General features: G+C 41.2%; 18 protein-coding genes. 5 read left to right on the top strand and 13 right to left on the bottom strand.

Annotated features, from left to right (window positions below; genetic code table 11):
• Positions 1-11 precede the first annotated feature (11 nt).
• The 6 genes from LU293_RS08835 to LU293_RS08860 all read right to left on the bottom strand — a co-directional run bounded on the left by LU293_RS08835 (position 12) and on the right by LU293_RS08860 (position 4,686).
• On the bottom strand, positions 12-830 hold the full coding sequence (locus LU293_RS08835) for a hypothetical protein (protein WP_242747401.1): 819 nt from the start codon (positions 828-830) through the stop codon (positions 12-14).
• Positions 831-1,369: 539 nt separating this feature from the next.
• Positions 1,370-1,723, bottom strand: coding sequence for a type II toxin-antitoxin system RelE/ParE family toxin (locus tag LU293_RS08840; RefSeq protein ID WP_242747403.1), 354 nt, complete (start codon positions 1,721-1,723; stop codon positions 1,370-1,372).
• 20 nt (positions 1,724-1,743) lie between these two features.
• Positions 1,744-2,028: a CopG family ribbon-helix-helix protein gene (locus tag LU293_RS08845; RefSeq protein ID WP_242747405.1), complete on the bottom strand. Its 285-nt coding sequence runs from the start codon at positions 2,026-2,028 to the stop codon at positions 1,744-1,746.
• A 428-nt stretch (positions 2,029-2,456) separates the two neighbouring features.
• Positions 2,457-3,434, bottom strand: a complete 978-nt coding sequence (locus LU293_RS08850) for a DNA-processing protein DprA (protein ID WP_242747407.1) — start codon at positions 3,432-3,434, stop codon at positions 2,457-2,459.
• Positions 3,435-3,443: 9 nt separating this feature from the next.
• A complete protein-coding gene (locus tag LU293_RS08855) occupies positions 3,444-4,124 on the bottom strand; it encodes an amidophosphoribosyltransferase (RefSeq protein ID WP_242747409.1) in 681 nt (226 codons plus the stop codon).
• Positions 4,114-4,686, bottom strand: a complete 573-nt coding sequence (locus LU293_RS08860; protein ID WP_242747411.1) for an HAD hydrolase-like protein — start codon at positions 4,684-4,686, stop codon at positions 4,114-4,116. The genes LU293_RS08855 and LU293_RS08860 overlap by 11 nt, the downstream gene beginning before the upstream one ends.
• 187 nt (positions 4,687-4,873) lie before the next feature.
• Between LU293_RS08860 and LU293_RS09935 the strand changes: the two genes are divergently transcribed.
• Both LU293_RS09935 and LU293_RS09865 read left to right on the top strand, forming a co-directional pair.
• Positions 4,874-5,020: a helix-turn-helix domain-containing protein gene (locus tag LU293_RS09935; protein ID WP_375540334.1), complete on the top strand. Its 147-nt coding sequence runs from the start codon at positions 4,874-4,876 to the stop codon at positions 5,018-5,020.
• Positions 5,010-5,141: a hypothetical protein gene (locus LU293_RS09865; RefSeq protein WP_256462108.1), complete on the top strand. Its 132-nt coding sequence runs from the start codon at positions 5,010-5,012 to the stop codon at positions 5,139-5,141. The genes LU293_RS09935 and LU293_RS09865 overlap by 11 nt, the downstream gene beginning before the upstream one ends.
• Before the next feature lie 185 nt (positions 5,142-5,326).
• Here the strand turns inward: LU293_RS09865 and LU293_RS08865 are convergent, their stop codons facing one another.
• From LU293_RS08865 to ruvC, 6 genes are all read right to left on the bottom strand, one after another.
• The gene (locus LU293_RS08865) at positions 5,327-6,292 is read right to left on the bottom strand and encodes a dipeptide ABC transporter ATP-binding protein (protein ID WP_242747412.1); all 966 of its coding nucleotides are present in this window, start codon (positions 6,290-6,292) and stop codon (positions 5,327-5,329) included.
• Positions 6,289-7,278, bottom strand: a complete 990-nt coding sequence (locus LU293_RS08870; RefSeq protein ID WP_242747414.1) for an ABC transporter ATP-binding protein — start codon at positions 7,276-7,278, stop codon at positions 6,289-6,291. Before LU293_RS08870 ends, LU293_RS08865 begins: the two co-directional genes overlap by 4 nt.
• Positions 7,275-8,168: an ABC transporter permease gene (locus LU293_RS08875; protein WP_242747416.1), complete on the bottom strand. Its 894-nt coding sequence runs from the start codon at positions 8,166-8,168 to the stop codon at positions 7,275-7,277. Before LU293_RS08875 ends, LU293_RS08870 begins: the two co-directional genes overlap by 4 nt.
• 23 nt (positions 8,169-8,191) lie before the next feature.
• Positions 8,192-9,208: an ABC transporter permease gene (locus LU293_RS08880; protein WP_242747418.1), complete on the bottom strand. Its 1,017-nt coding sequence runs from the start codon at positions 9,206-9,208 to the stop codon at positions 8,192-8,194.
• A gap of 244 nt (positions 9,209-9,452) precedes the next feature.
• A complete protein-coding gene (locus LU293_RS08885) occupies positions 9,453-11,093 on the bottom strand; it encodes an ABC transporter substrate-binding protein (protein WP_242747419.1) in 1,641 nt (546 codons plus the stop codon).
• A gap of 330 nt (positions 11,094-11,423) precedes the next feature.
• Positions 11,424-12,014 carry a crossover junction endodeoxyribonuclease RuvC gene (ruvC, locus tag LU293_RS08890; RefSeq protein WP_242747421.1) on the bottom strand — a complete coding sequence of 197 codons (591 nt, stop codon included), beginning with the start codon at positions 12,012-12,014 and terminating at the stop codon, positions 11,424-11,426.
• 128 nt (positions 12,015-12,142) lie between these two features.
• On the opposite strand from ruvC, the gene LU293_RS08895 reads away from it, so the two are divergent.
• Positions 12,143-12,733, top strand: a complete 591-nt coding sequence (locus LU293_RS08895) for an FxsA family protein (protein ID WP_242747422.1) — start codon at positions 12,143-12,145, stop codon at positions 12,731-12,733.
• A gap of 86 nt (positions 12,734-12,819) precedes the next feature.
• On the opposite strand, the gene LU293_RS08900 is transcribed toward LU293_RS08895, so the two are convergent.
• Positions 12,820-13,758 carry a LysR substrate-binding domain-containing protein gene (locus LU293_RS08900; RefSeq protein WP_242747423.1) on the bottom strand — a complete coding sequence of 313 codons (939 nt, stop codon included), beginning with the start codon at positions 13,756-13,758 and terminating at the stop codon, positions 12,820-12,822.
• Positions 13,759-13,880: 122 nt separating this feature from the next.
• Between LU293_RS08900 and LU293_RS08905 the strand changes: the two genes are divergently transcribed.
• Together LU293_RS08905 and cas1f are read left to right on the top strand one after the other, a co-directional pair.
• Complete coding sequence (locus tag LU293_RS08905; RefSeq protein WP_242747424.1) at positions 13,881-15,677, top strand: AmpG family muropeptide MFS transporter; 1,797 nt, start codon at positions 13,881-13,883, stop codon at positions 15,675-15,677.
• Positions 15,678-15,721: 44 nt separating this feature from the next.
• Positions 15,722-16,690: a type I-F CRISPR-associated endonuclease Cas1f gene (gene cas1f / locus LU293_RS08910; protein WP_242747425.1), complete on the top strand. Its 969-nt coding sequence runs from the start codon at positions 15,722-15,724 to the stop codon at positions 16,688-16,690.
• Positions 16,691-16,696: the final 6 nt, after the last annotated feature.

Consider the following 16,696-nt stretch of genomic DNA (forward strand, 5'->3'; position numbering starts at 1 on the left):
ATGCGATTAGATTAGATAGGTTCTGTTTTTGGGGCTTTTGGTTGCTCTGTTTTTGGTTTGTCTTCTTCGGTGATGATGTTGGCATTAGCATCGCCAAAACTTAAAACTTCACCAAAGTTTATTTGAATTTTTAAAATAAGCTGGTTTTCTTTGGTAGTGGCAGTATTTATTTGAGCCTTTTTGATATTATTGGTAAGCACTTTGACATTTTTTAGCCAACGTCCAATCTCAAGATAAATAACATCGCCTTTGTGTTCAGTAAAAGGCACGCCTTTAATCTTTACTTGGCTTAAGATAAAAGGAAGCGGGTCTTTTCTAAGGATAGTGCGATACGCCCCTAGGGCAAACTTAGCGGCAGGTGCTTGCCACCATGTGCGTGAATGCAGCTCAATCACATCTGTGTTACTAATCTGTCTAAGCACAAGTCTTTGGGTGTAGCGATCAAGCTGAATTTGCACTAACTCAAAATTACTTGCCACACTTGCAAAAATCCCTGCAACATCGACCGTGGTGGATAGTCTTAGCCAGTCATCATGTAGTTCAAGCTTTAAATCTAGGAGCATACCTACATTATCTACAACAAACTGCTTAAGAGCGTCATTGACCTGCTCTTCGCTTAGTGTGATATAAATCTCATCAAGAAAGTTATCAGCAGCTGTAGCATAGCTATGCTTAATACTGCCAAGCGTCTGCTGCCAGCTAACAAATAAATCTTCAATGAAATTATCACTGTTAAAGCTACTGATGTCAGAGATTTTCTGCATTAGAGTAGGCTTGCTGTTATCAAGTGTGGCGTCAGTCTGAACGTGGGTGGTCTTAATGTCAGTCATGGTAAAATCTAAAGTTGCTAAATCCACCCCATTGTAACAAATTTATTTAAAATGTGGCAAATTTTAGTGTTATTTTTGTGATGTTTTTGCGTTGTTTATAACATAAGCGGCAATTTACAGTATAATATAGGCGTGATGGGTGTTTTTAGCCTATTCGTACTACTAGCGTTGCGGGTATACTTTGATGACAAGGTAGCGTTTGAAAAATTTAAGAAAAACCCATAACCAGTTTTCCATTGATGGCGGTGGCTATCTGACCTACCTTGCTTTAAGCTGTGTGAACTTACAGCTCATATAGGGGCAATATCCAAAGGCGGAGTTTAAAAGCACGAGGGAGTATTGATAGATGTAAATAAACCGCTGTATGGCGGTTTTTGATTTGTGAAATAAAATTACAATAATACATAGCGTCGGTAAAGCCCTAGTGTATTATATGCATCTGCAGATATTGTTACTTTATATCATTTTTTAACTACTATAAACACTCATTACAGAGTTATGAACTCTCATAAACCCTAGCAAACATGATTTTTGTGGCTTTATAATGATGAAATCAAGTCAGCAATTTTGCTTTGATCGGCTCTGCTATGCTTAATCTTTAAAACATAAACACATTCGCCCAAAATCTCAAAATAAACAATCACAGGCGGTTTCGGTACAAACAGCTTACGAATTTCACACCCTTTTGTGTAAAAATTCACCGACTTACAGCGTCTCGGCATAGTTTTAAGTGTATTGGTTGCAACTTCGATACGCTCCAAAACCATCATCACAACATCGATGTTTTTGGTGGTCTTTGCATAGAATGAAGCAATGTTATTCAAATCATCTTGTGCGGACTGCTCGTAAATAACACTGTATTTGCGTTCAAAATGCTCTATATGTTCGCTCATGATGTGTTCTGTTGCCGACCCTACCTAGCTAAAAACATTTTTGCATACTCTAGGGCATTTTTATGAGCTTCTGACGCACTTATGCCACTTGAACCATTTTCATGTAAATTGTCGCTAGCTTGCATGATGTCTTTTTCAAGCATTTTTTGGTAATGAAGCTGTTCTTTTACAGCTCTATCGAGCATTTGTACCGCCATATAGTGAATACTGCGGTTTTCTTTTTCTGCAAGCTCCTGTAATGCCTGCTTGGTTTCCACATCAATTCTAAGGGAAATGGCGGATTTGCCAGTGGTTGCAGTTTGCATGATTATCCTAAAATTAAACCCTTTTGTCTGATGTATCACATTGTAATACAAATGACGACAGAAGTAAATTACACACCAAAATCATAATTATCTTAGGTTCTTTTGTGTTATCTCTTTTGTTGAAATTTTGCAATAGTTTTAAAACAGCCACAAAAGCCAAATGGAGCTGTATTTAAATTATTTGGCAAAATATGAGCAAGAGACAGACGAAAATTCACCGATTGGCATTATTTTTGTACATCCAAAAAGAGCGAACAAATTGAGCTTGTGGGGCTAGAAAACAGCGACATTTATATTGCTGAATATATGACTGTATTACCACCCAAAGAGTTATTAGAACAAAAATTACATTTGGCGGTAAAGCGGGCAAGGTTAAGGTTTGATGGGTGATTTAAAAAAAAGCCAAGAATTAAATCTTGGCTTTTTATTTAGAGTAACCCACCTTGTACTGCTGGTGTAGTATATTTCAACGATTGATTATTCTTTTTAATGGCTTGCAATAGCTCATTAATGTCCTGTCTCATATTATTTGGTTGAATAACAATTGGTTTGGGTTGCTCTTGGATAATTTGTCGATTTAAGTCATATTTTGGATTGCTTCGGTGAATATTATCGTAAATTACCGCTTGCAAAAGCCCATATTTTTTGGCTTTCTCTAATGCGTGCCGAGCACCACTATCATTACCCTGATCATTTTGGGCATAGCTTGCAGATAATAAAACACAATCGCTATACAATGCTTGCAATCTGTCTCTTTCGATATAACGAGAGATAATTTTGCGTTGGTCCGTCGGTGTTGTTAAATATTCTGTAACTAGCAATCCACCATTTTCAACAATCTCTTCTGCTAATTGTTTGTTAGCGGCAGGTTGAATATTATTTAATGGACTGGGTAAAATTGCAAGCGTTAAACCACCTGATTGCAATGTCTGCCTATGGGCAATTTCATCGCAGCCTTTTGCTAAGCCACTCACAATAACTACATTTTGCTTTACCAATTCATCGACAATTGCCCTTTCATCTTGCTCGGTAACATCATCAGGATTAAGCAAACCAATCACCGCAATATTGGTATTATTTTTGGATAAAAGTGATAAATCACCTTTATAAAATAATGCGATAGGCTTATCTCCATCAGTCACTTTACCACGATATACAGGAAATTTACTGTCGTGCAATGCTACCAAACCATCACAACTTTCACCCAACGCCAAAATTTTTTGTTCAATAAAATCTCGTTTTTGTTTAAAATCTTCTTCTGTTGCCGTTGGATATTTTACAGCAATTTTCTCTACTATGCTTTCTAGGCAGTCTGTTGCTAAAATATTTTTATGAACCCACGCTTTGCCGATACCTCTGTACAATAAGGTGGTCAGAATATTTAATGCATTATCTGTGTATTTCATTATGTTGCCTTAGATAAATTCGATTGTGCTTCTTTTTGTAAATTGGAAATGTCTCGACTTTAAAACCGTTCTTGCAATAGCAAATAGCGTAACACTTTTTGCTCCGCAATCCAACAATGCCTGTAAGACATCTTCATCAATATTGATACTTTTTGTATAAATATCATCAATCAATAAAATATGCTTACCTGCAATTTCTGGCGATAATTGACAAGTGTCTTTAGTGATGCCAACATAAGGCATATCGCCATCATTTTCTATACTTAAACATCTCCCATTAAGATGGGTTGTTCTGGTGTTTCTCGTTCTGATGATAAAGTCAATACCATCACCAAATAAATTTTGATTAAGTTTATCTGATCCTACAATAGCTTGAAATAATATTCTAAAAATCAATTGATATTCAGAATAAGTCTCTAATGCTTTTGCTCTAGGTACAACACAAATATATAATTTATCACTTAAATCTAGTTGCTGATAAATATAATTTAACTCATCAATAAGATTGTACTTTAACGCTTTCACAGCACTCATTAACTCATTCTTGGGAGTTTTATTAAAGGTGTTTTTTAACGTATTAAGATAATCTGGATTATTGGGTTGTTGATAGCCCACATAATCCGTACGATAAAAACCTTGTACATTCTGATGTAAAAAATCATTACGTTCAACAATAAATTTATGCAGCATAAAAATAATCTCCATCTGTATAAACAATCTGATGTGCTAAAACCCCTGCCTTAAGAGCATTTTCAATTTCTGTTTTACAATTTTCAAAAACAAAAACTTGGTTAGCACTTAATGCTAATAAATCCAAAGCATAAGCATATTTATTTTGGGGGTGGCAGATAATTCCTTTAAATAAATACTGTAGCTGATGATATTGCAGCGTTTGCTTTATACGCTGTTCATCGCCTGAACTTACCAAATAAAAATGATAGTTTTTATAAAACTTCTCTATAAATTTCAACAAATTATCATTTACTTTTGTTTTTGATAAAAACATCGGATATATCTGCCTCTTACGCTTTACCACCCAATCTATTTGCTCATTGGACAAACCAAATTCCTTTAATATTATCTTTGTTAATCTCTTGCTATAATGTAGATTTTTTGCATTAAAATTAGACAACTCTCTCAGGGCATTTAAATACGACTGCGTATTAGCAATATCGGTATCAACCAATGTTCCATCTAAATCAATAAATATTACACTGTTAGAGTTGATTTTTTTACCAAAATCGTCTAGCATAAGTTGTTTCATAATGGTTAATTATTGTATAAATTTCTGTACCGCAATCAACCAACAACTCCGACTTTTCACACCCACTTTTTCATCATCTCGCCCACAAAAGGGGCTTTATGAACATCACAAAAACCTTGTCAATCTTAGAAAAGAAAACCGTCTGACCCAAGGGCAAATGGCAGAAAAATTATAAATGCCCAAAAATGGTTATATAAAGCTCGAGCGTGGTGAAAATAGAATTACCATTGAGCATTTATTTAAAATCGCCCAAGAGTTTAATATTGATGTTAGTGAGTTATTAAAAGAACATAAAGATATTATTTTTTTTATTGGGCGATAATAATACAAATTACGCCAACCGTTACTATGGTGAGACAACCGCACAAATAGAAAAACTAGAACTCATCATCGCCCAAAAAGACAAAGAAATCGCATCATTAAGACAGCTGCTTGATAAATAATGAGTGAGTATTCATTCATTTTCTAAGCCAAACCAATTTTTACTAAGCATTGCAGTTTGGTTATTTGATTTGTTATTATGCTAAAAGCCAAAACCACGCCTAGACGTGGTTTTTATTATTCTAAATTAAGGTAAATCAGTAAGATTAGTTAAAAATTTCTAGTCAAGTTGTTTTGACTATGACCTTTAAATCTCTTCAATGCGGATACATGCTACTTTACGTCCTTGCCACTCACGAAGTGGCGGCTCTATCATCGCACATTCTGCACTGGCGTGCGGACAGCGTTGGTGTAAGGCACAGCCTGTTGGCGGATTGAGCGGACTTGGTAGCTCCCCTGTGAGTTTAAGCTTTTCTTTTTTGACGGTAAGACTTGGCGCTGCCGACAGCAATGCTTTCGTGTAAGGGTGCATGGGACTGGAAAACACATCATCAGTCTTACCATGTTCTACCACCTTGCCAAGATACATGACGACAATCTCATCGGCAACGTGCTCAACGACTGATAAGTTATGTGAGATGAACACATAAGCGGTGTGATATTCGTCTTGTAAATCCATAAAAAGATTAAGCACTTGGGCTTGGATAGATACATCAAGGGCAGAAGTCGGTTCATCTGCCACGACAATTTTAGGGTTTAGCATCATCGCACGGGCTAGAGCGATACGCTGACGCTGACCACCTGAGAACATATGCGGATAGCGACTGGCGTGTTCTGGACGCAGACCCACCGTTTTCATCATGGTAACAGCTCGCTCGGTACGCTCAGCCTTATTAAAGCGATTATGAATGATGAGCGGCTCGATAAGCTGATAGGCGATGGTTTGGCGTGGATTAAGACTGGCATAGGGGTTTTGGAACACCATTTGAATTTCGGTGCGTTTTTGCTTTAGCTCTTTGTTGCTTAATTTGGCGGTATTGGTGCCGTTAATGATAAGCTCGCCTGAGGTTGGCGATTCAATCAAAGTCAGCTGACGAGCAAGCGTGGATTTACCACAGCCAGATTCCCCCACCACAGCAATGGTTTTACCTGCTGATAAGTCAAAAGATACGCCATTTAATGCCTTAACAACTTGCTTAGGTTTGCCAAGTCCGCCTGCTACATCATAATGGCGAGTTAGGTTGTTGGCGATAAGCACTTTTTGGTCATTCATACGCTTACTCCTTTTAAATCAGCAAGGTTGTTGCTAATACAACGTACTTTCCCATAAGCTGTATCTAGCATGGCAGGTGGGATATGGCACGCTTCACGTACATAGGGGCAGCGTGGCGACAATAAACAACCGACTGGTCGGTCGTATTGACTAGGGACAACTCCTGCCAGTGATTGTAGACGGCTTTTGCCACGTGAAAATTCTGGCACAGCTTGTAATAAGGCTTCGGTATAAGGGTGGGCAGGATTCTCAAAAATCGCTGGCACACGACTGGTTTCCACCACTTGACCTGCATACATCACCGCCACATGATGAGCATTTTCGGCAACCAGACCTAAATCATGCGTGATAAGAATCATTGCCATCTGCCGCTCGCTTTGTAAACGGTGTAATAGTTCCATGATTTGAGCTTGCACGGTGACATCAAGAGCGGTGGTCGGCTCATCAGCGATAAGCAGTTTAGGCTCACAAGCAAGTGCCATCGCAATCATCACACGCTGACTCATACCCCCTGATAGCTGATGTGGATATGCCTTTAATCGTCCCTTAGCATCAGGTATCTCTACCATCTCAAGTAGCTCTATCGCTCTTTGGCGAGCCTTAGCTCCTTTTAAGCCTAGGTGGGCAGATAGCACTTCGGTGATTTGCATTTCGATGGTAAAGCTTGGATTTAGGCTGGTCATCGCATCTTGGAAAATCATCGAGATATCTTTGCCGATGATTTGGCGTTTTTGGCGTGCATTCATGCTTAAAAGGTCTTTACCGTCAAATTGCATACGATTGGCGTGGATATTTGCCGTATTTGGCAAAAGTCCCATCAGTGCCATCATAGAGACCGACTTGCCAGAGCCTGACTCGCCCACCACTGCCAGCACTTCACCTGCTGACACAGATAGCGAGACCGAATCTACCGCACGAAAGGCACGAACCCCTTGCCCGAATACCACTTGTAATTGTTCAATATCTAATAAAGGCTGTTTCATCATGATACCTGCTTGAGTTTGGGGTCAAGGGCATCACGAAGCCCATCGCCAGTTAGGTTCACCGATAAAGCGGCAGTAAAAATTGCAAGACCTGGAAAAATAGCCATCCAGACATTGCTTTGAATGTATTGGCGAGCATTACCCAGCATCGCCCCCCATTCTGCCAAAGGTGGTTGTACGCCAAAGCCAAGAAAGCCAATCGCCCCTGCTTCTAAGATGGCAGACGAGAAAATCATCGTGGCTTGGACAATCAAAGGCCCCATACAGTTTGGTAATACCGTAATCAGCATCAGTCGTGGCAGACTTGCTCCCATCACACGAGCTGCTGACACATAATCACGCTGCAATTCCACTAAGGCGGTGGCTCTGGTGATACGAATAAACGGCGGCATACATACCAAGGCAATGGTAATAATCGTATTTATCATCGACGGACCAAGAATGGCAGCAATGATAATGGCAAGTAGCAGGCCTGGATATGACATGACAATGTCGTTGATAAGCATGATGACTTTGCCAAGCACTTTTGGCCAAAAGGCAGCAATCAAGCCTAACGTTACCCCAATTATCATCGCAATAATGGTGGCAGTCAAGCCAATCATAAGTGAGTAGCGAGCACCATATAATAAGCGTGAGAGCGTGTCTCGTCCTGCATCGTCTGTGCCAAAGATAAATTCACTTGTGCCACCAAAGAGCATGGGCGGCAACTGTTCTTTTCCAGTATGTAAGATATTGGGGTCATAAGGGGCGATAACTGGGGCAAATACCGCACCTAGCACCATCAAAATAAGTACGATTAGCCCTATGACTGCACCTTTATTCTTAAAAAAGGTGGCGACAAATTGTTGCCATTCGCTGGGCGGTTTTGGGGCAGTTGTGATTGTCGTGGACATAGCATTTTCCTTATATTATCGCATCAGGCGGCATGACGAATGCGTGGATTAATCAAGCCGTAAGTAATATCAACCAAAAGGCTAATAAACATAAGCATGGTTGCCACAAGCAAAATGCCGTTTTGGACAATCGGATAATCTCGACTAAAAAAGCCATCTAACAGCCATGTACCTACACCTGGCCAGCTAAAAATCGTCTCAGTTAAAATCGCCCCTGCCATCAGCTGTGCCATTTGTAAACCAATCACTGTAATCACTGTAATCATGGTATTACGCAAAACGTGTACTAAGATAATGCGAGTAGGCGACAGACCTTTTGCCTTAGCAGTACGAATATAGTCTTCGCCTAATACTTCAAGCATAGCAGAGCGTGTCATACGAGCAATCATCGCCATTGGAATAGTGGATAAGGCGATGGACGGTAAGATAAAATGCTTGACCACATCCCAAAATGCAGCTAAGTTGCCAGACAGTGCTGAGCCAAGTAGCCATGAGCCATATTTAGGTTCAATATCAATAAACTCAATAATATTAATCACCCCAGAGACGGGTAATAGACCCAAATAATGAGCAAAAATCCCTGTCAAAATCGGACCGAGCAAATAAATTGGCATAGAATAGCCTGCCAACGCTCCACTCATTAAGGCATAATCAAGCCAAGTGCCACGTTTTAAAGCAGCAGCAATGCCAAGCGACACCCCAACAATCGAAGCGATAATCATCGCACAAATAGCAAGCTCAAGTGTCGGCACAAAATGATGAAAAAAATCTTGTAATACAGGGGTACGGGTACGAAAGGTTTCGCCAAAATCCCCACTTAAAATTCTAACCAAATAATCCCAATATTGCACGATGATGGGCTTATCTAACCCCAGACGTGTCAGCATTTCTGCACGCAAGGCAGGGTCAACGGTGCGTTCGCCCATCATGACTTGTACCACATCTCCTGGCACTAGACGAATAAGTGTAAAAGTAGAGATGGTAAGCCCAATATAAATGGGAATCATAAGCAAAATACGGCGTAAGATAAAAGCAAACATACTTATTTTTTTCCGTGTTTAGGGAGGGGCGGTGTGGTAGGTTGGTTTAAGATGCAGTGTAAGTGTGTTTGGCTTGATGATAAATCAAATAATGGTTAAACATGGATAGACTTATGCGACAAGCTGGCGTTTAGTTGTCTTAATTATTATTCAAGTTTAAAATGACCGCTGTATCATGCCATTGCCTAAAAACACAAAAAACCGTTTGCCTGCAAACCATACAGACAAACGGCAAAGCATCTTATTATTCCACGCTAACACCTTCAAAACGTGTGTTACCAAGTGGCTCAAGCACAAAGCCTTTAACGTTCTTAGCAAGCAGTACATCAGTTACTGAGTGTGCCAAGTAGATTTGTGGCACGTCTTTAGCGATGATACGCTGTGCTTCGATGTATTTTTTGCTACGTTCATCTTGGTCTGTGATGCTACGAGCATCTACTACTAGGCTGTCAAATGCTTTATTGCAATAACGAGCGTAGTTACTGCCACCTACGCCATTACAGCTTAATAGGTTGCCTAGCCAGTTATCAGGGTCACCATTATCACCTGTCCAGCCGATTAGAACAGCATCAGGCTCACCGCTTTTGGCACGTTGTAGGTACTCGCCCCACTCATAAGTTACCAATTTTGCTTTAATACCTGCTTTTGCCCAATCTGCTTGAATCATCTCAGCCATAAGCTTGGCATTTGGGTTGTATGGTCGTTGTACAGGCATGTACCACAAATCTATTTCTAGATCTGTTGCTCCTGCTTCGGCAAGTAGGGCTTTGGCTTTTTCGGTGTTAAACTCAGACGGCTTAAGTTCGGTATCCACACCCCATTGGCTAGGTGGTAGTAGACCTGCTGCACGAGTACCTGCACCTGCATAAACTGCTTGAATGATGGCATCTTTATCAATCGCTAAATCTAGGGCTTGACGAACACGAGCATCAGCAAGTTTTGGTTTTTCTACGTTAAGAGCCATGTAACCTGTATTATAGCCTTCACGAGATTCGACATTAATTTTACCAGACTTTTTAGCTGCTTCAATCTCAGCCACTTTATTGTAACGAGAGACGCTACATTCGCCTGCTTCCATTTTTTGGGCACGTACACCTGAGTCTTTGGTTATGGCGAAAATCAAGTTATCTAAATGAACGATGTCTTTATTCCAGTAATCTGGGTGCTTGACATAGCGGATTTGTTGGTCTTTTTGGTAAGATTTTAAAATAAAAGGACCTGTACCGACAGGCTCAGTGTTTAGATTGGCAGCTTTACCGTCAGCTGCTAGCTTGTCTGCGTATTCTGCTGAATGAATATAAGCGAACGGCATGGCAAGGTTGGATAAGAAAGTCGCATTCACGTCATTTAGCACGACTTTAACGGTGTGATCATCCACCTTTTCTACCGACTTAATCAGCTCAGGCAGTGCCATATCACTAGCGTATGGGAATTCTGCAGGATAAGCCTTATTAAATGGTAAATCTTTATCAGTTAGGCGTTTTAGGGTGAATACCACATCATCGGCATTAAAATCACGGCTTGGCGTGAAGTAGTCGGTGGTGTGGAACTTCACGCCAGGGCGTAAATGAAAAGTATAGGTTAGCCCATCTTCTGAGATATCCCATTTTTCTGCCAAAGAAGGCTCAAGCTCAGTAGTGCCGATTTTAAACTCAACAAGACCGTTAAATAAGGTATGTGCAGATGCATCAAATGATGTGCCATCGGTGAACTGGGCATGATCAAAGCCACCAGGACTACCTTCTGAGCAGTAAACTAAGGTTTTAGAACCATTGGCACTACCGCTGTCAGTTGTGGTCTTATCACCGCCACCGCAGGCAGTTAGTCCGACAGCACCAGCGACAATAGTGGCTAATGTAGTCAGCTTAAAAAAAGGCGTTTTCATAAACACTTCCTTAATGTTTTATGGGGAGGGGGATGCTAAATTAATCATTCAACAAGCGTGTAGTATAGCCATAAAATAAACATTCTGCAATAGCAAGTAGGCTATTGTTTGTTTGCATTTTAAATGAAATTTTCATTCCAACCATCAGCGTGTTTGTCGTGCTTATTCTTAGATAAAAAAATCTACATAACAAATCTACTCATGGCATAAGATGAATCAAAAATAGTTATTGCCAAAAATATTTAGTTGTTATTTTTACCAAAAGTGTTCAAACTTTAGATATTAGAAGGTTAGCTTCGTCAATGAGTGTCGTTTATTGGTATGGCATTTTTATTTATTTTTTAGCCAGCTGGCATCTTCTTCACTTAGACGCCATCGCCCCTTTTTCTTGGAAGTCGTGCGACTACTAAAAATAGTATTGCCTAGTAGTTTTGACATCGAGTGGCTAGAATGAGCATGACAAATGGCACATGCCAAGCCATCAGCGGCATCGGCTTGGGGTACGACCGATAGGGATAAAATGCGGCACACCATAGCCGAAACTTGCTCTTTATCGGCTGCACCATAGCCACAGACGGCTTGTTTGATTTGGCGAGCAGTATATTCAGATACAGTAAGATTAAGTGCAGTCAGTGCAGCGATGGCAGCACCACGAGCTTGACCAAGCTTTAGGGCAGAGTCTGGATTGCTTGCCATAAAGACTTGTTCCACAGCAGCATACATTGTAGTTTGTGTGTACTTTTGGTGATGGGCGACGATACGAGATACGCCGCCAAAAATCTGGGCGATGCGTGTCGGCATATCGCTACTGTCGGTACGGATTGTGCCTGCATCGATAAAAGTGAGTTTGTCGGCGTGTGTGCTGATGATGCCATAGCCTGTCATGCGAGAACCGGGGTCAATGCCAATAATGAGCGTCATAATGGTTGGGTAACTGCCTGAAGTTTGTTATAATGGGGTTTATTCATTTCAATAATTATGAAAACCGATTGAAAATGGGTGATTACGCCCAAATTATAGCACGGTTGATTTATTAAAAAGGAAAAAATATGGGTGCAGTTGTTGGCATTGCTTTAGTGTGGTTTATCATTGAGATGCTATTGTGGTATTTAGTAGCTCAGTTTATTAGTGGATGGTGGGTGTTTTTTTGGTTTATCATCGCAGCGGTGATTGGTATTTCGCTCATTAAAAAAGCGGCTGGTACCTTAAACCCAATGGCACAGCAAATGAAAAATGGCGTTATCCCTAACCCTGCTAATCAGCCACCAGAATCTACCATCGCTAAATCAGTGGCATCAGGCATTGCAGGCTTACTGTTTTTATTGCCGGGTCTATTGACAGATTTGGGTGCGGTGCTGATTATGTTGCCATTTGTTCAGCGTAAACTGACTGCTGCTGCTAAGAATTACGCTTTAAAAAACCAAGATAAGATGATGGCGATGATGGCAAAGCAAATGGGCGGTAATGGCATGGGTGGTATGAGTGGCAATCCGTTCGGCGGTAATCCATTTGGTCAAGCCAATCCATTTGGCGGCAATCCATTTGGTGGTGGTAAGTTTGGTAATTCAACGGTTGTTGATGGCGAAGCTAAAACTGTCAAGACAGACGTTAAGCGCATCAAGTCAGCAAATGACGAATGACGAATAATCTTAAGCCTAAAAAAAGTCAATATTTTGATATTGACTTTTTTTGTTGGGTGAAAACTATCAACACATCAAAGATTATCTTAGCGAAATTGGTTTTGACACAGTTTGATAAACTCTTGACCAAACTGGCGAATCTCACTATCATCACGCACAGCAATCCAGCTGGTGAAGCGACCAAAGTGCAACACTGGAATAGCGACCAAATCAGGATAGTGCGAAGGTTCATACGCCATCTCAGCGATGATACCCACACCAAGCCCAGTAGATACATAGGTGCTGATGACATCAGCGTCAAGTGCTGACAGCACGATGTCAGGCGATAACCCTGCTTTTGCAAAAGTCTTATCAATTGCTCCACGTCCAGTAAAGCCACCGTGATAGGTAATGATAGGGTAGCTTGCCAAGTTTGGTAGGTCCACACCATCTGTCACGCCTGCAAACTTGGCAAGCTCATGATTTTTTGGCACGACAACAACGTGCGACCAGTCATAATAACGATGGCAACGAAGCACGCTGTTATTAAGTAGGCTTTCGGTGGCAATACCAACATCTGCTTGTCCACGGATTACCATGTGGGCGATGGTCTCAGGATCAGCTTGTTGTAGAACAAGATTCACCTTAGGGAACTTATCACGAAACTGCTTGACGATTTTTGGTAGAACATAGCGAGCTTGGGTGTGTGTTGTTGCGACGATGAGCGTGCCTTCTTCGGCGTTATTAAAATCAAGGCTAAGATTCTCAATGGTGCGAATCTCAGCAAAAATCGCTTCAATGTGCGGCAAAAGCTGCTTGCCAATCGGTGTTAAGCCTGTCAAACGCTTGCCTTGGCGGGTGAATACATCAGCTTTTAGTTGACTTTCAAGGGCGGCAATCTGCTTGGATAGGCTAGATTGACTCGTGTGAAGCAGGTCGGCAGCTTGGCTAAGATTATAGCTGTTTACGACCGTATGCCAGACGGTTTCAAGCTGCTTTAACTGAATTTGTAAATGTCTTTGGTTAATAACAACATCAATTGCCATAAAATGCCTAGGTGGTAAAATTTACATTATCCAAAAAATATCATCATAAATCAAGCAAATAAATTGCAACAAATTTAAGTATCGTCTAATATGTGCATATTTTAATCATTGTGTGAAATCAGATGAAAAACTTTATCTCTAGCCAAGCTAAGCCTACGGGCTTGACTGCCTTTAAGGTAGCTTATTTAAACCGTGAAGCGTTATCGCTCTTATTTTTAGGCTTTAGTGCAGGCGTGCCGATATTACTAATTTTTAGCAGCCTTGGGCTTTGGCTAAGAGAAGCTGGCGTAGATAAGAGTACGGTTACAATGTTTAGCTGGGCGGCTCTTGGGTATTCATTTAAGTTTATTTGGTCACCACTTGTGGATATGTTGCGATTGCCCATGCTGTCAAGCTGGCTTGGACATCGGCGATCATGGCTATTAATCACGCAGATTTTTATCATTTTGGCGATTGTGCTGATGGCGATGACCGACCCAACGGGGATAAATCTAAGCGTGATGGCAGCAGGGGCAGTATTGCTTGGATTTTCGGCAGCCACCCAAGATATTGTCATTGATGCTTATCGAATCGAATCGGCTCCTAGCGAAATGCAGACCGCTTTATCAGCAAGCTATGTGGCAGGCTATCGTATCGGTATGATCGTCTCTGGGGCAGGGGCGTTATATTTGGCGGACTTTTTTGGCTCAAGCAGTGAAGTTTATAATTATCTAGCATGGCAAAAAACTTATCTGATTATGGGGCTTGTTATGGGGCTTGCTATCTTGACGACACTGACCATACGAGAGCCTTATGCTGTCTTTGAAGGCAAAAAGCAGACGCTTAATGAAAGGATTGTGGGCATCTATATCGGACTACTTTGTGTGCCTGCCTTAGTGGTTGGCATACCATTTTTGGTGTTGAAAATTGCAACATCTTTAGCGGGTGGCGAGATTGCATTACCGAGCGTTATTGCCACGGCTTTGATTTATTATTTTGGTGCATTATTGGCAATTTTACCCATCTTAATTGGATTTTTAATGATAAATCAAGCTAAGTTTCATCAAGTTTTACCAATAGCTTTAGAGCAAAAGCAATACCGATTTAGCAAAGCCGATTATGTGCGACTGGTAGCCGTTTTTGCATTGTCTGTCATTGGTTTTATTGTTAGTTATCGTATGATTGGTAGCGTTTTGCCGAGTGTTGAAGATGTGGCTGTGAGTTTTTTGTTGGGCTGTGTGCAGTTTATTGGCAGCATCTTGGTGATGGCAGGCTTAGGAACAATACTTGTAAAAATGGGTGTGGTCCGCTCAGAAGTTGCTAAAGTAACTTGGCTGACTCCTGTAGCGGACTTTTTTGAAAGATATGGTAAAAAAGCGTTACTACTACTGGCGTTAATCGGTCTGTATCGCATTTCTGACATTGTAGCAGGCAATATCTCAAACCTGTTTTATCAGGATTTAGGCTTTAGTAAGACGGATATTGCCAATGCGGTTAAGCTTGTCGGCGTGGTTGCAAGCATCGGCGGTGGGTTTATTGGTGGCTGGCTTGCCCAGCGATCAGGCGTTATGCGATCGATGATGATTGGGGCATTGCTTGCGTGCGTGACTAATCTGCTGTTTATTGTGCTTGCTAATATGCCAAGCTTACTGATGATGTATGGGGCGGTGATCGCAGATAATTTGGCTGGCGGTCTTGCCAGTGCGGTCTTTATCGCCTTTTTATCTGCTTTGACATCCATTCGTTTTACAGCGGTGCAGTACGCACTCTTTTCATCCTTAATGACGTTACTGCCTAAAGTTCTAGGCGGTTATAGTGGGTCGATTGTCGAAGCGACAAGTTACCCTGTGTTTTTTGCCATCACCTTTGCCATCGGTTTGCCGATTTTATGGTTGGTTTGGCTTGTTGATAAGAAAATCCCATTGGATAATAATGAATAGTGAGAATGCACAGCTTTGGCTGTGCTTTTTTAATAGGATAATAAATGACTGCGTATCAAGCAAACTACTTTAACTCATCTGATTTAAAAACCATTTTGCATTCTAAGCGTGCTAATATTTACTATTTAGAATATTGCCGAGTTATGCAAAAAGGTGGGCGTGTGCTGTATCTTACTGAATCTGAAAAGGAAAATCTGTACTACAACATTCCCATAGCCAACACCACGAGTATTTTATTGGGTACAGGCACGTCCATCACCCAAGCTGCCATGCGAATGCTGTCGCAAGCAGGCGTGCTTGTGGGTTTTTGTGGGGGTGGTGGTACGCCGCTGTTGATGGGAGTGCAAATTGAGTGGCTGACCCCACAAAGCGAATATCGCCCAACTCAATATGTGCAAGGGTGGCTGTCTTGGTGGTGGGACGATGACAAACGTTTGCTGATGGCAAAACAGCTTCAAACCGCACGGCTTGCATTTATGAAAGACGTGTGGGGGCGTGATAAAGACTTGCGACAGTGGGGCTTTGATAGCAAAACTGAGCCAATGACAAGCTTATTAAGCAACTACCAAACCCAAGTGCTTAGGCAAAATGGCGTGAATGATTTATTGACCCTAGAAGGGCGAATGACCAAAGAATTATACCGCATTGCATCAGTGAATACCAATAATGCTGGTTTTAGCCGTGAACATGATGGTATTGATAAGGCAAATGCTTTTTTGAATCACGGTAATTATTTGGCGTATGGCTTGGGGGCGACCACCGCTTGGGTGCTTGGCATTCCGCATGGGTTTGCAGTCATGCACGGCAAAACTCGGCGTGGGGCGTTGGTATTTGATATTGCCGATATTGTCAAAGATACGATTGTGTTGCCGCTTGCGTTTATTTGTGCGTCCGAAAATGCCACCGAATCAGAATTTCGCCAAGAATGTTTGAATTATTTTACGACTTATCAGGCGTTGGATGTGATGTTTGATACGGTAAAAGCGATGGCGTTGAATAAAGAGTGGAGTTAACAGGGG

Source organism: Moraxella nasovis (assembly GCF_022701215.1).
In the GTDB taxonomy this organism is placed as follows: Bacteria; Pseudomonadota; Gammaproteobacteria; order Pseudomonadales; family Moraxellaceae; genus Moraxella; species Moraxella nasovis.

Coding starts and splice junctions, on each gene's coding strand:
- LU293_RS08835 (WP_242747401.1), bottom strand. CDS start 830: ATGACTGACATTAAGACCACCCACGTTCAGACTGACGCCACACTTGAT.
- LU293_RS08840 (WP_242747403.1), bottom strand. CDS start 1,723: ATGAGCGAACATATAGAGCATTTTGAACGCAAATACAGTGTTATTTAC.
- LU293_RS08845 (WP_242747405.1), bottom strand. CDS start 2,028: ATGCAAACTGCAACCACTGGCAAATCCGCCATTTCCCTTAGAATTGAT.
- LU293_RS08850 (WP_242747407.1), bottom strand. CDS start 3,434: ATGAAATACACAGATAATGCATTAAATATTCTGACCACCTTATTGTAC.
- LU293_RS08855 (WP_242747409.1), bottom strand. CDS start 4,124: ATGCTGCATAAATTTATTGTTGAACGTAATGATTTTTTACATCAGAAT.
- LU293_RS08860 (WP_242747411.1), bottom strand. CDS start 4,686: ATGCTAGACGATTTTGGTAAAAAAATCAACTCTAACAGTGTAATATTT.
- LU293_RS09935 (WP_375540334.1), top strand. CDS start 4,874: ATGCCCAAAAATGGTTATATAAAGCTCGAGCGTGGTGAAAATAGAATT.
- LU293_RS08865 (WP_242747412.1), bottom strand. CDS start 6,292: ATGAATGACCAAAAAGTGCTTATCGCCAACAACCTAACTCGCCATTAT.
- LU293_RS08870 (WP_242747414.1), bottom strand. CDS start 7,278: ATGATGAAACAGCCTTTATTAGATATTGAACAATTACAAGTGGTATTC.
- LU293_RS08875 (WP_242747416.1), bottom strand. CDS start 8,168: ATGTCCACGACAATCACAACTGCCCCAAAACCGCCCAGCGAATGGCAA.
- LU293_RS08880 (WP_242747418.1), bottom strand. CDS start 9,208: ATGTTTGCTTTTATCTTACGCCGTATTTTGCTTATGATTCCCATTTAT.
- LU293_RS08885 (WP_242747419.1), bottom strand. CDS start 11,093: ATGAAAACGCCTTTTTTTAAGCTGACTACATTAGCCACTATTGTCGCT.
- ruvC (WP_242747421.1), bottom strand. CDS start 12,014: ATGACGCTCATTATTGGCATTGACCCCGGTTCTCGCATGACAGGCTAT.
- LU293_RS08895 (WP_242747422.1), top strand. CDS start 12,143: ATGGGTGCAGTTGTTGGCATTGCTTTAGTGTGGTTTATCATTGAGATG.
- LU293_RS08900 (WP_242747423.1), bottom strand. CDS start 13,758: ATGGCAATTGATGTTGTTATTAACCAAAGACATTTACAAATTCAGTTA.
- LU293_RS08905 (WP_242747424.1), top strand. CDS start 13,881: ATGAAAAACTTTATCTCTAGCCAAGCTAAGCCTACGGGCTTGACTGCC.
- cas1f (WP_242747425.1), top strand. CDS start 15,722: ATGACTGCGTATCAAGCAAACTACTTTAACTCATCTGATTTAAAAACC.